At 63.0% G+C, this 12,782-nt stretch carries 13 protein-coding genes; 6 read left to right on the top strand and 7 right to left on the bottom strand.

Annotated elements, in window-relative coordinates; all coding sequences use genetic code 11:
• Positions 1 to 56 precede the first annotated feature (56 nt).
• On the bottom strand, positions 57 to 1,955 hold the full coding sequence (locus tag C4K39_RS18135) for an FTR1 family protein (protein WP_124347119.1): 1,899 nt from the start codon (positions 1,953 to 1,955) through the stop codon (positions 57 to 59).
• A 494-nt stretch (positions 1,956 to 2,449) separates the two neighbouring features.
• On the opposite strand from C4K39_RS18135, the gene C4K39_RS18130 reads away from it, so the two are divergent.
• The 4 genes from C4K39_RS18130 to C4K39_RS18115 are packed head-to-tail and all read left to right on the top strand — an operon-like array spanning position 2,450 to position 5,683.
• On the top strand, positions 2,450 to 3,931 hold the full coding sequence (locus C4K39_RS18130) for a COG3014 family protein (RefSeq protein ID WP_068575978.1): 1,482 nt from the start codon (positions 2,450 to 2,452) through the stop codon (positions 3,929 to 3,931).
• A gap of 12 nt (positions 3,932 to 3,943) precedes the next feature.
• Complete coding sequence (locus tag C4K39_RS18125) at positions 3,944 to 4,315, top strand: YcfL family putative periplasmic lipoprotein (RefSeq protein WP_124347118.1); 372 nt, start codon at positions 3,944 to 3,946, stop codon at positions 4,313 to 4,315.
• Between the two features lie 33 nt (positions 4,316 to 4,348).
• Positions 4,349 to 4,936 carry a penicillin-binding protein activator LpoB gene (gene lpoB / locus C4K39_RS18120; protein ID WP_068575974.1) on the top strand — a complete coding sequence of 196 codons (588 nt, stop codon included), beginning with the start codon at positions 4,349 to 4,351 and terminating at the stop codon, positions 4,934 to 4,936.
• A 3-nt stretch (positions 4,937 to 4,939) separates the two neighbouring features.
• The gene (locus C4K39_RS18115; RefSeq protein ID WP_068575972.1) at positions 4,940 to 5,683 is read left to right on the top strand and encodes a penicillin-binding protein activator LpoB; all 744 of its coding nucleotides are present in this window, start codon (positions 4,940 to 4,942) and stop codon (positions 5,681 to 5,683) included.
• Positions 5,684 to 5,738: 55 nt separating this feature from the next.
• On the opposite strand, the gene C4K39_RS18110 is transcribed toward C4K39_RS18115, so the two are convergent.
• The 3 genes from C4K39_RS18110 to C4K39_RS18100 all read right to left on the bottom strand — a co-directional run bounded on the left by C4K39_RS18110 (position 5,739) and on the right by C4K39_RS18100 (position 9,049).
• Positions 5,739 to 6,371: a LysE family transporter gene (locus C4K39_RS18110; protein WP_031320684.1), complete on the bottom strand. Its 633-nt coding sequence runs from the start codon at positions 6,369 to 6,371 to the stop codon at positions 5,739 to 5,741.
• A gap of 186 nt (positions 6,372 to 6,557) precedes the next feature.
• Complete coding sequence (locus tag C4K39_RS18105; RefSeq protein ID WP_068575970.1) at positions 6,558 to 7,139, bottom strand: mechanosensitive ion channel family protein; 582 nt, start codon at positions 7,137 to 7,139, stop codon at positions 6,558 to 6,560.
• Positions 7,139 to 9,049: an ATP-binding cassette domain-containing protein gene (locus C4K39_RS18100; RefSeq protein ID WP_124347117.1), complete on the bottom strand. Its 1,911-nt coding sequence runs from the start codon at positions 9,047 to 9,049 to the stop codon at positions 7,139 to 7,141. The genes C4K39_RS18105 and C4K39_RS18100 overlap by 1 nt, the downstream gene beginning before the upstream one ends.
• A gap of 50 nt (positions 9,050 to 9,099) precedes the next feature.
• Here C4K39_RS18100 and C4K39_RS18095 point away from each other — a divergent pair, with 50 nt between their 5' ends.
• The gene (locus C4K39_RS18095; RefSeq protein ID WP_068575966.1) at positions 9,100 to 9,558 is read left to right on the top strand and encodes a TIGR02444 family protein; all 459 of its coding nucleotides are present in this window, start codon (positions 9,100 to 9,102) and stop codon (positions 9,556 to 9,558) included.
• On the opposite strand, the gene C4K39_RS18090 is transcribed toward C4K39_RS18095, so the two are convergent.
• Positions 9,555 to 10,619, bottom strand: a complete 1,065-nt coding sequence (locus C4K39_RS18090) for an AlgP family protein (protein WP_124347116.1) — start codon at positions 10,617 to 10,619, stop codon at positions 9,555 to 9,557. The genes C4K39_RS18095 and C4K39_RS18090 overlap by 4 nt on opposite strands.
• A gap of 193 nt (positions 10,620 to 10,812) precedes the next feature.
• Between C4K39_RS18090 and C4K39_RS18085 the strand changes: the two genes are divergently transcribed.
• Positions 10,813 to 11,478 carry an FKBP-type peptidyl-prolyl cis-trans isomerase gene (locus tag C4K39_RS18085; RefSeq protein WP_124347115.1) on the top strand — a complete coding sequence of 222 codons (666 nt, stop codon included), beginning with the start codon at positions 10,813 to 10,815 and terminating at the stop codon, positions 11,476 to 11,478.
• A 57-nt stretch (positions 11,479 to 11,535) separates the two neighbouring features.
• Here C4K39_RS18085 and C4K39_RS18080 read toward each other — a convergent pair whose 3' ends face one another.
• Positions 11,536 to 11,994 (bottom strand): Rsd/AlgQ family anti-sigma factor, encoded by a 459-nt coding sequence (locus tag C4K39_RS18080; RefSeq protein WP_068575960.1) that lies wholly within the window; start codon positions 11,992 to 11,994, stop codon positions 11,536 to 11,538.
• Positions 11,995 to 12,186: 192 nt separating this feature from the next.
• A complete protein-coding gene (locus C4K39_RS18075; RefSeq protein WP_225926546.1) occupies positions 12,187 to 12,777 on the bottom strand; it encodes a disulfide bond formation protein B in 591 nt (196 codons plus the stop codon).
• Positions 12,778 to 12,782 lie beyond the last annotated feature (5 nt).

Genomic DNA, 12,782 nt, shown 5'->3' with positions numbered 1-12,782 from the left:
AACGGGCAAGCCATCCCAAAGGGACAAGCTTGCCCGCAATCAACCCGCCCCGAGACTCAGGAAGCCTGCAGGCGTTGTTTTTCGCTCATCCGGCTACGGGTGTAGAGCACCACGATCGCCACGATCGCCACCACCTGGGCACCAAGCGAATAGGCGTCGGCATGAATGCCCAGCCAGTCGAAATCGAAGAACGGAACCGGCCGAGTACCAAAGATCCCCGCCTCTTGCAGCGCCTTGACGCCATGGCCGGCGAACACCACCGACAAGGCGCACAGCAGCGCGGCGTTGATGCTGAAGAACAACGTCAGCGGCAACTTGGCCGAACCCCGCAGGATCACCCACGCCAGGCCCACCAGCAGCACCAGGGCGGTGGCGCCACCGGCCAGTACCGCGTTGTGCCCGGCAGGACCAGCCTGCAGCCACAGGGTCTCGTAGAACAGGATCACTTCGAACAGCTCGCGATAGACCGAGAAGAACGCCAGCACCGCAAAACCGAAGCGGCCACCGCCTCCCACCAGGCTGCTCTTGATGTAGTCCTGCCAGGCCGCCGCATGCCGGCGGTCATGCATCCACACACCGAGCCACAACACCATGACGCTGGCGAACAAGGCCGTGGCGCCCTCCAGCAGCTCTCGCTGGGAGCCGCTGACATCGATCACATAGGCTGCCAGGGCCCAGGTCCCCAGCCCGGCGAGCAGGGCCAGGCCCCAACCGACGTTGACACTGCGTACCGCCGACTGCTGGCCGGTGTTGCGCAGGAATGCAAGGATCGCCGCCAGCACCAGGATGGCCTCCAACCCCTCACGCAGAAGGATCAACAGGCCGGAAATGAAGCTCAAGGACCAGCTCAGGCTGTCGCCGCCCAGCAGTCCGGCGGACTCCTTGAGCTTGGCCTTGGCCGCCTCCAGGCGCTGCTCGGCCTGCTCCACCGGCAGGCCATCCTGCAGCGACTGACGGTAGGCCATCAGGGCTTTTTCGGTGTCCTTGCGCACGGCGGCATCGACGTTGTCCAGGGAGCTTTCCACCAGCTCGAAGCCTTCCAGGTACGCGGCGACCGAGAGATCGTAGGCCTGTTCGTGATCGCCGCTGCGGTAGGCCGCCAGGCTCTTGTCCAGGGTCGAGGCGGTATAGTCCAGCAATTGCCCCGGGCCACGCTTGGCCTGGGGTGGCTGGGCGCGCTGGGCACGGAAGGTCGCGGCGGCCTGCGGTCCCTGGGCCGCCAGGACTTCGCCTGGGGTCTGCCGGGCCAGATCGGCCAGGTTGAAACCCTGCTCGCTCTTGGCCGCCGCCGGATCGGCACTGAAACCGGCGATATAGGTCGCCAGGTCCCAACGCTGGCGATCATCCAGTTGATCGGCGAACGACGGCATGTCAGTGCCTTCCACGCCCAGGCCCAGGGTGTTGTAGATGGCATACAGGCTCAGGCGGTCCAGACGCGCAGCGTCCCGCAGGTTGGCCGGTGGTGGCGTCATGCCGACACCCGCCGGGCCGTCACCGGCCCCCTGCTGGCCATGGCACACCGAGCAGTGCTGGGCGTACAAGGGAGCCCCACGAGAAGGGTCCGGAGTGATGATCGGTGCCTGGCTGACCTCATAGGCCACCGCCAGCCGAGCGCCCATCTGCCGGGCCAGGCGTGCGACCTGATTGCCATCCACACGCTCATCGACGGCCTTGCGCAGGCTGGCGATGCCCTGTTCCAGCTCGGCCTTCTCGGGCTTGGCAGGCAGATCGGCGATCAGCCCCTGCAATACCCCGAGAAACTCCACCTGCTCGCGATACTCGGAGTCATCGATGACCTTGCCATCCTCCACCGTGGCCGGATAGTCCGCGCCGATGTAGTCCAACAAGTGCAGTGCCTTGGGAGCACCGTCGATGGTATCGGCCAGGAGGTTGAAGCTGCAGAACACCAGTACCGGCAGTACCAGCAACGCCAGTAAACGGGAAGGGGCAGTCATGAACGATTCTCAAAGGGAAATACGAAGTAACATATTGTTCCCTCCCAATCGGTTTCACTCAAGGCTTATCGACCCACGGAAACATCTTCGAAAACCGAGCAATGGCTCTGGCCCTTGGTTTCATTAGTCGGCCCGCCTTCTCCAGGTGCAATCCAGCGGGTTCAAGCAGCTATTACAGCCCGGTAAAAATCATCCTGGATCAAACGTTTCAGCCCTGGCCATGACCCGAGCCGAGATGCATCTTGCCCACCCCAAGCGCTGCTCAAAGTCCGTGTGCAACAGCTCACATAGTGGCAATAGCAAATCAAAACGGCGTTAAAAAGCCATTACATAGCCAAAACCCACGTCTATAATGCCGCGCCCTCGTTATCGCGAAATGGCATTTTAGCTCCTCTTTTTATGAGGAATTGGCAGGATCGCCAGTGTTCCTGCCAGAGGGTTCGTCCAGCCCGACCCGCTGCCAGGCTGTCTCACTCAGGGAAGAAGAAGTACCCATGGCATCCCGCGCCCTCCCCACGATTGCGCTCGGCGCAGTCACTCTGCTCGCCGGCTGCTCGGCCTTTCGCAGCTACGACAACGAGCTTCAGGAAACCAACCAGCAGCTGCGCGCCGGCAACATCGACGCCGCCCTGACCCTGCTGGAGAAGCACAACCAGGGTGAAGACAAAGACCTGCTCTATTACTTCGAAAAGGGCGAGTTGCTGCGGTCCAAGGGCGACCTGAACGGCAGCCAGGCAGCCTGGGGCCATGCCGACCAGGTAGTGGGCACCTGGGAAGACTCGGTCAAGCTCGATACCGACAAGTACCTGGCCCAGTTCGGCAGTTTCCTGATCAACGACAAGGTTCGTCGCTACGAAGGTTATGACTACGAAAAAGTCATGCTGACCACCCAGATGGCCATGAACCTGCTGGCCAACAACGACTTCGACGGCGCCCGCATGGCGATCAAGAAGACCCACGAGCGCGAGGCGGTGATCGCCGAACTGCGGGACAAGGAATACCTCAAGCGCGAAGACGAAGCCGAGAAGCAAGGGATCAAGACCCAGTACAAGGACCTCCAGGGCTACCCGGTCGAAGCCCTCGATGCACCAGATGTGGTCAACCTGAAAAACAGCTACCAGAGTGCCTTCAGTCACTATCTGTCAGGCTTCGTCTACGAAGCCCTGGGCGAAAAGGACCTGGCCGCGCCCGGCTACCGCAAAGCCGCTGAACTGCGCCCCAACACACCCTTGCTGGAACAGGCCCTGCTGAACCTCGACGCCCCCGTAGAGGTGCCTCAGGTCCAGGCCCCTGCCAAGTCCAGGCACAAGAGCGCCGCCAAGACTCCAGCCAAGGCACCGGCGATTGCCGCCCTGGCAGCGGATGAGAGCGACGTCCTGATCGTGGTGCAAAGCGGACTGGCACCGGCCCGTGACTCGGTGCGCATTCCCCTGCCTATCCCGATCCGCGACAAGCTGGTGATCACCCCGCTGTCGTTCCCGGTGATCAAGGCCGATAACTCGACCCAGGCCTTCGCCCAGATCGGCATCGATGGCCAGCAACAAGAGCTGACCCTGCTCAACAGCACCACCGCCATGTCACGCCGTGCCCTGCGCGACGACATGCCAGGCATCATCCTGCGCACCACCGTGCGCGCCGTGAGCCGCGGCGTGGCGCAAAAGAACCTCAACGAGGTCAACCCGCTGGCCAGCCTGGCGGTCGGCCTGGCTTCGGCCGTGACCGAGGGTGCCGATACACGTACCTGGCGCACCCTGCCGGACTACACCCAGGTCACACGCCTGCGCCTCAAGCAAGGCGAGCACAAGCTCAGCTTGCCCAATGCGCTTGGTGGCACCCAGGTGCAGGTCAAGGTCGACCAGCGTTACCAGGTGATTGCCCTGCGGGTGGTTGGCAACCAGGTATTCAGCAGTGGCCTGGCCGCCCAGGTCATCCCGAACCACGTCGGCCAGAACATGGCCAGCAACCAACGCCCCTGAGCAGAGACTCCCATGCGCTTGAAACTTCTCGCCGTCGCCACCCTGGCCCTCCTGGCCGGTTGTGCCACCCCTCCGCCCCCTGCTCCCGGCAGCGCCGCCAGCAAGGTGGTGGTCATGAACAAGTTCAACAACATCGCCATCGGGGCGATGCGGGTCGCCCGTGAAAACGGCTTCCTGACGGTCAAGGTGGCGCTGAACAACACCAGCCACACCAACATGACCATGTACTACCGCTTTGTCTGGCTGGGCGACGACGGCTTCCCGGTCGCCGATGAAGAAAGCTGGAAGGTCTTCAACCTGTACGCGGCCCAGGCCACCTTCCTGCCTGCCATCGCACCGGTCCCCAAGGCCACCGACTTTCGCATGGAAGTCAAAACCCAATAAGCCGTCCCTGAAACCCGATCAAGAGAACCCATCATGTTTGCACGCTTTTCCTTCCTCGCCGTGGTCGCCCTGCTGGCCAGCGGCTGCGCCAACAACTCCCCGGTCCTGGGTGGCAAGAACATCAGCTACGGCGATAGCAAGGCCGTGGAACTGGTGACCAACGAGTTCGGCTCCACCGACCTGCAGATGATCGCCGAGTCCATGACCCGCTCCCTGGCCCAGTCCGGCATCCTCCAGGGCCGCCCGGTGGTCCAGGTCTACGACGTGAAGAACAAGACCAGCGAGTACATCGATACCCGTGAGATCACCACGTCGATCAAGACCCAGTTGATGAAGTCCGGCACCGCACGTTTCGCCAGCGACAACAACGCCATGCAGAGCCAGGTCGACCAGCTCAAGCTGCAGAACCAGAGCGGCCTGTACAAGAAGTCCACTGTGGCCAAGACCGGCAACATGGTCGCCGCCAAATACCGCCTGGAAGGCTCCATCAGCTCCATCGTCAAGCGCAGCAGCGACTACAAGGACGTCTTCTACAAATTCAGCCTGCAACTGATCGACGTCGAGAGCGGTCTGGCCGAATGGATGGACGAGAAAGAGATCCGCAAGACCACGGAGCGCTAAGCAATGCGTGCATGGATTGGCATCCTGGCCCTGGCCTGCGCGTTCGGCGCACAGGCGGCCCCTAAAGTCGCAGTCATGGACCTGGCCTACCAGGAGCGCGTAGAAGAATACATCCACGTGGTCTCTGCCCAGCAGAACTACCGCGAGGGCTACTACAGCGCCAGCGGCTCATCCAGCTACAACGAGCTGGAAGCCAGCACCAGCTACATCGAGGAAGGCGAGCTGCGCAAGTTCACCGGCGACATCAAGGGCGGGATCCTCAAGTCCGGGATGTTCCAGCTGGTGCAGGGTTCGCCCCACACCGAGTCGTCCAAGGCCAACGTCTACGACGTGATCAAGCGCATCAAGGCTGGCAACTTCAAGGGTGCCGACTACGTGCTGTTCGGCACGGTGTCGGACATCGACTTCACCCAGGACATCAACGAGATTGCTGAAACCAACAGCTACTCGGCGGTCCTGGGCCTGACCCTGGTGGCGGACTTCAGCCTGATCAACACCCGCACCTTCGAGATCACCTCGGCGTTCACCGCCATGGGCGAAGGCCAGGACACCAAGCTGGTGAACAGTCGCGACATTCGTGTCTCGCTGAACCGCCCACGGGTGGTACGCGAAGTCTCCAAGGCCCTGGGCGAGGATGTCACCCGGCAGATGGCCGAGCAACTGGGCCGCGGCGGCTACGCGCCCCAGGGCCAGGCGCCGGCCCGCAACAACCTGCCAGCGGACACCGCTCCGGTGATCCTGCGCTGAGCAGGCAGGCAATGAAAAAGGCGACCCGCAGGTCGCCTTTTTTTTGCCGGGACAACTAGACCGCAGCCTTGCGGATGGTCGCCAACAAGCCCGCCGCGCCCAGGAACAGGCCGGCGAAGGTACGGTTCATACGCCGCTGCTGGACCGGGGTGCGCAACAGACGCAGGACCTTGGAAGCCAGCCCGGTATAGCCGGCCATGACGATCAGGTCGACGACGATCATGGTGGCGCCAAGGATCAGGTACTGCTTGAGCAACGGCGCATGGGGGTCGATGAACTGTGGCAATACCGCCAGCATGAACACCAGGGCCTTGGGGTTGCTGATGTTCACCAGGAACCCGCGGAACACCAGGGCCAGGGGCTTGCCGATCGGCCGGATGGCCGCGTCGTCGCTAAGATCGCTGGGCACGGAGCGCCATTGCTTGACTGCCAGGTACACCAGGTAGGCCACGCCGAACCATTTGATGGCGTAGAAGGCCGTGGCGGAAGCTGCCAGGATCGCGCCGACACCCGCCGCGACGATGGCAATCTGCATGGCCAGGCCCAGTTGCAGTCCCAGGGCGTTCCAGTAACCGCGCCAGAAGCCATATTGCAGGCCACAGGACATCGACGCGATCGCGCCGGCTCCCGGAGAAAGACTGATTACCCAACTGGCGGCGAAAAACGCCAGCCATGTCTCAAGCACCATCGCACACCTCGGATCGAATTGGACGTGACTGCCTAAGCTAATCCTCCGATCCGCAGCTGACCATGTTTTTTTATCGGGAAGTGCTGCCGGCCCAGCCGCTGCCGTCACCCCTCAGGAGCTTGGTGGCCCCCAGGGCCGTGCCTGCTGCGCAGTGGTTCGCAGCCTTCGCCAGCGCTACAGGGTTGGCTATTTTTCGTCCAGGCCTACGGGCAGCACATCAGTGCCACGCCAGCGGCGTACCGAACGCTGGAAGAACAAGCTGTTGGGCACCTGCACCATGGCACTGCCGGTACCGGCTTCCTCGGGCTCGATCAACGTGGTGTACAGCAGGTTGATGGCCACCACCCGGCCCTTGATTCCCGGCTTGTCGAGGGTATCCACCAGCTCCACCACATCGCCCAGGCGGAACGGGCCGACGGTGAAGATCAGGATCGCGCAGAGCAGGTTGGAGAGCACGCTCCACATGGCGAAGAACGCCACGGCTGCCACCGCGACAAAACCGGACAACGCGGTCCACAACACCGTGGCCGATACGCCCAGGCGCTCCAGCACGAAGATCACCGCGCTGCCCATGATCAGCCAACGCAGGCCACCCCGCAGGGGCATCAGCAACTGCGGCGGGAACGGATAGCGCTGGCCCAGGCGGGTCAGGCCTCGGGCCACGAAACGCTGGGCCAGGTAGCCTGCCAGGAGGATCAGCAGGATCTGCACGCCAAGCCACAACGGGCCGATCCACTGCGCCGGCAACGGCAGTTGCAGGGTCTCCATCAGGACAACGCCTCCAGCTCCGCCTGCATGCTCTCCAGCAGTTCCAGGGCTTCCATCCAGGCTTCTTCCAGCTCGGCTTCGCGGACCTTGAGCTTGGCCTGCTCGGCCAGCAGGTCACGCAGTTCATCCTTGCGGGCCGCCTCATAGAGCCCACTGTCACCAAGGCTGGTCTCGATCTGGGCCAGGCGCACATGCACCTTGCCCAGTTCGGTCTCAAGCTTCTCAGCTTCGCGCTTGTGCGGTGCCAGTTGCTGGCGCAAGGCAGCGGCAGCCTGGCGCTGGGCCTTCTTGTCGGTCTTGTCGGCGTTCACGACAGAGGGGCTGACCGGAGCATTGCGCAGGCGGTAATCCACCAGCCAGCGGGCGTAGTCGTCCAGGTCGCCGTCGAACTCCTCGACCCTGCCGTCGGCCACCAGCAGGAAGTTGTCGGTGGTGCTCTTGAGCAAGTGACGGTCGTGGGAGACCACCAGTACCGCGCCACTGAACTCTTGCAAGGCCATGGTCAGGGCCAGGCGCATCTCCAGGTCCAGGTGGTTGGTGGGTTCGTCGAGCAGTAACAGGTTGGGCCGTCCCCAGGCAATCAGCGCCAGGGCCAGGCGGGCTTTTTCGCCACCGGAGAAATTCAGCACCGGTTCGTCGATACGGGCTCCCCGGAAGTCGAAGCCGCCGAGGAAGTCGCGCAGGGTCTGCTCACGCTCGGTGGGCGCCAGGCGCTGCAGGTGCAGCAACGGGCTGGCCTTGGAGTCCAGAGAGTCCAGCTGGTGCTGAGCGAAGTAGCCGACCACGGTGTTCTCGCCGCGAGTCAGGCGCCCGGCCAGCGGCGACAGCTCACCGGAGAGGTTCTTGATCAGGGTCGACTTACCAGCACCGTTGGGGCCCAGCAGGCCGATCCGCGCTCCCGGAGTGAGCTGCAGCTTGACCTTCTCCAACACGGTCTTGTCGCCATAGCCCAAGCGAGCATCGGACAGGTCGAGCAGCGGGCTGGAAATCTTCTGCGATTCGCGGAACACGAAGTCGAAAGGCGAATCGACGTGGGCCGCCGACAGCTCTTCCATGCGCTCCAGGGCCTTGATCCGGCTCTGGGCCTGGCGGGCCTTGGTGGCCTGGGCCTTGAAGCGGGCGATGTACTTTTCCATGTGCGCGCGCTGGGCCTGCTGCTTCTCGTAGGCTTGCTGCTGCTGGGCCAGGCGCTCGGCGCGAGCGCGCTCGAAGGCACTGTAGCCACCGCGATAAAGAGTGAGCTTGCGCTGCTCGACATGGGCCACATGATCGACCACGGCATCGAGGAAATCGCGGTCGTGGGAGATCAGCAGCAAGGTGCCGGGATAACCCTTGAGCCAGTCTTCCAGCCAGAGGATCGCATCCAGGTCCAGGTGGTTGGTGGGTTCGTCGAGCAGCAACAGATCCGATGGGCACATCAGGGCCTGGGCCAGGTTCAGGCGCATCCGCCAGCCCCCGGAGAAATCGCCGACCTGACGATCCATCTGTTCGTTGGTGAACCCCAGCCCGGCCAGCAGCTTGCGCGCCCGGGCGTCGGCGGTATAGCCATCGGCGCTGTCGAGCTCGGCATGCAGGCGTGCCTGGGCAGCACCGTCCTGGGCCGCTTCGGCGGCGGCCAGGTCGCGCTGCACCTCGCGCAGGCGCAGGTCGCCATCGAGCACATAGTCCACCGCCAGGCGTTCGAGGGTATCGACCTCCTGGCGCATGTGGGCGATGCGCCAGTCGGCGGGCAGGAAGCAGTCACCCGAATCCGGATGCAGCTCACCGCGCAGCAAGGCGAACAGGCTGGATTTGCCGGCGCCGTTGGCACCGATCAGACCGGCTTTCTGGCCGGCGTGCAGGGTCAGCTCGGCGTCTTCTAGCAGACGTTGCGGGCCACGCTGTAAAGTCAGGTTCTGAAGTCGAATCATAATGGCGGCGGAGTCTACCAGCTTCGCTCGCAACTGGCGCGAGTAGCACTATGTCCTCGGACCTGTGGAGTTTTTCCCTCAAGACCTACGCCCTGCCCGGCGTGCAGGAGGCCTGCCTGCGCTTGCAGGATGGCGGCGCCGATGTCTGCCTGCTGCTCTGCGGCGCCTGGCTTGGCTGGCGGGGCGTGGAGTGCGATGGGCAGCGCCTGGAGCGGCTCAAGGCATTGGCCGGGCCGTGGCAGCGCGAAGTGATTCAACCGCTGCGGGCCTTGCGCATCGACTGGCGCGCGGCAGCTGCCACCGATAGCGACCTTGGCCTGTTGCGTGAGCAGCTCAAGTCCCTGGAACTGGAGGCCGAACGGCAGTTGCTGTTGCGCCTGCAAGAGCAGGTCAGAAGTTGGCCTGCAGCCCAGGCAGGAAGCCTGGACCACTGGCTGGAAGGACTGGCGACCGAAGCCGCCGACCGCGACGCGTTGCTGGTGCTGCGCACCGCGGTGAATGGCGCTTAGGAAGCGCTGGAGGTAGTACCGGTAGCGGTGGTCGCTGGAGCGGCGGCCGGGGTACTTGCGGCGCCTGGAGCGGGTGAAGCTGCAGGGGCGGCCGGGGTTGGCTTGGCTGCAGCAGGGGTAGCCGGTTTGGCGGCAGCAGGCTTGGCAGCGGGTTTGGCAGCTGCAGGTTTGCTGGCAGGCTTCTTCGCCACTGGCTTGGCCGCAGGCTTGGCAGCGGCAGGCTTGGCTGCCGAGGACGCTGCTGGCTTGGCCGCAGCAGCCGGCTTGGCCGCAGGTTTGGCTGCTGGTTTGGCTGCTGGTTTGGCCGCAGCCTTTACCGGTGCCTTGGCCGCAGCGGGCTTGGCTGCGGGCTTCGCGGTAGCAGGCTTGGCGGCAGCGGTCTTGGTCGCCACAGGCTTGGCCGCTGGTTTTGCAGCAGGTTTGGCTGCTGGTTTCGCTGCGGCCTTGGCAGCTGGTTTAGCTGGCGCCGGTTTGGCGGCCGCAGGTTTGGCAGCGGCAGGCTTGGCTGCAGGTTTTGCAGCAGGCTTGGCAGCGGCGGATTTGGCTGGAGCGGGCTTGGCAGCCGCGGCGACCGGTTTCTTCGCTGCAGGCTTGGCAGCCGTCTTGACGGCAGGCTTGGCTGCGGCTGGCTTGGCTGGCGAGGACGCGGCTGGCTTGGCATCGCGTGTGTTCAGCGCCTTGGCTGCAGCTTCCTTCACTTTGCCAACGCCCTGGGCCAACTTCAGGCTTTCCTGGGCATCACGCTTGAGCTGCAGAATGTAGCCGCGAGTTTGTGCCTGGCGCTCTTTCAACGCATCGAGCAAATCTTCGAGTTCCTGCACTGCAGCCTTGGCCTTGGCTTGGGCCTTGGCTTTGCCAGCTGCCGCTGCGTCCTGCAATTTGGTACGTGACTTGTGCAGTTTTTCCTGGGCCTTGCCGCGTTGTTTCTCCAGCTTGGCGAGCAGTTTTTCAGCATCAGCCAGGGCTTGGGAACAAGCGTTTTCCAAGTGTTCGAGCAAGCTGCTCGACAGCTGTTGGAGCAAGTGCAACGGAGTATTTACAGGCTTCTTATTGGCCGACATGGTTTACCTCCTGGCTGACGTGAGTTGCGGCTCATACTAGACCTCTGCTGTTACCGCCGCTAGGCCATGTTGACAGTATCGAAAGCCCAGCGTTGCAGCCGATTGAAAATGTTCTTCACCCCCTTCGAAGTTGCCCACCAACGAGTCCTTCGTCGCTGGCATAATCCACCGCTACTCAGGCCGGAGAGTGCCCATGTCGCGTTACCTGTTTTTGTCCTTGAGTCTGTTCTTGCCGCTGGCCCAGGCCGCGGTCGAACCGACACCCGACGACGCCCACGATCTGGCCTACAGCCTGGGGGCGAGTCTTGGCGAACGCCTGCGCGACGAAGTACCCGACCTCAAGATCCAAGCCCTGGTGGAAGGCTTGAAAGCGGCGTACCAGGGCAAGCCACTGGCCCTCAAGAACGAACGTATCGAGCAGATCCTCGCCCAGCACGATGCCCAGATCAGCGAGCAATCGCTGAAGTCGCAAACTGAAGCTGCACTGGAAAACGAACGCCGTTTTCTCGATCAGGAAAAAGCCAAGCCCGGGGTTCGCCAACTGGCGGACGGCATACTCCTGACTGAACTGGCGCCTGGTAGCGGCAACAAGCCCAGCCCCAATGGTTCGGTCCAGGTTCGTTACACCGGACGCCTGCCCGACGGCACCGTGTTCGATCAGAACCAGCAGCCGCAATGGTTCCGCCTGGACAGCGTGATCGCTGGCTGGCGCAGCGCACTGCCACAGATGTCGACCGGCGCCAGATGGCGCCTGGTGATTCCATCGAACCAGGCCTACGGAACCGAAGGTGCCGGCGATCTGATCGCCCCCTATACGCCCCTGGTATTCGAAATCGAGTTACTGGGCACTGCTGGCTAGCACTGCGCAAACGAAAACGGCACGCCAAGGCGTGCCGTTTTTCATGGTCCCCCACGCTCAGGCCTGGGCTGCCACTTCCTGCTTGTGGGCGTTGTGCAGCACTTCGATCAAGCAGTCCTCAAGCTCGAAGCGCTCATGCAACAAGCCACCCAGTTCCTTGAACTTCTGCGCTACGCATTGCCCGGCATCGCACAGGTCATTGAAAGCCAGGAGCTTCTCGGTGATCACGTCGATGCGTGGATAGAGGGTATCGGCCAACTCCAGCCCGCGCTTGTCGCCAAAGGCCTTGGCTTCGCTGGTGAGTTGTTCGTAGATTTCAAAATGACCGGCGGAGACGTAGTCCACCAGGATCGCGCAGAACTCTTGCAAGGGCTTCTTGCTCTCACTCAGCGACTCGGGTTCGGCGCCAAGCACATCATAGGCTCGAACCAGTTCGTGACGCTCCTGCAACCAGCGGTCGATCAGCAGATGAACTCCACCCCAGCGTTCCTGAGCATTCTGACAACTTTCGAGCATGGTGATCTCTCTTCCCTCAAGGGTCATGCCATTCGCCCGAGGCCCAATGGAACCCAGGACCAAGTCAGGCGCAACAGCATCGAGCAAGCGAATTCCAATGACAGGTGCGGGCCAGATTATGCCCGCTCGACAACAGCTTCAAGGTACGCAGGAGATAAAGTTCATACAAGCGTTTAATCCGCTGACACTGACTCAGGGCAATGCCGTGACCTTGCGCGCAGCGCGTAGCCAGCGCTGCAAACGATAGGCGCTGAAGCCCAGGACGATCAGGAAAAACAGCAAGCTCCACTCCGGCAGGCTCATGTCCAGCAGCGTCCAGGTGATTTCGGCGCAGTCCGCGGTCCCGACGAACAGCAACTGCAGAACCTGCCACCAGGACAGGTTGCGCAGCATGAAGGGCATGTCCGGCAAGCAGGCCAAGAGTTGTTCGGAGGGAATGTTCTGCAACAGCACATGGCGCCCGGCGGTCATCACACCGATGCCCCCCAGCAGCAGGTTGAGCCCCCAATACACCGCGCGCGCCCAGCGGGCAGGCCCGTGCAACGCCGCCAGCAGGTTGACACCGCCGAACATCACTATCAGGACTCGTTGCACCGCCCACAGCGGGCAGGCCTCAAGGCCACCGCCGGCCTGCAAGCTGAATGCCGCCCACGAGGCCAAGGCCCCCACCAGGAACACCAGGGAGAACAGCGAGCGCGAGCCGGCCAGCAACATGAGATATCCGTAACGGAAGAACAGGCAGCCACGGTAGAGAAAGCGCTCGTCGCTTTCAAGAAGCGCCATGCCAG

Origin of the sequence: Pseudomonas sessilinigenes (assembly GCF_003850565.1) — a bacterium.
In the GTDB taxonomy this organism is placed as follows: domain Bacteria; phylum Pseudomonadota; class Gammaproteobacteria; order Pseudomonadales; family Pseudomonadaceae; genus Aquipseudomonas; species Aquipseudomonas sessilinigenes.
This window is presented reverse-complemented; position numbering and strand designations above follow the sequence as displayed.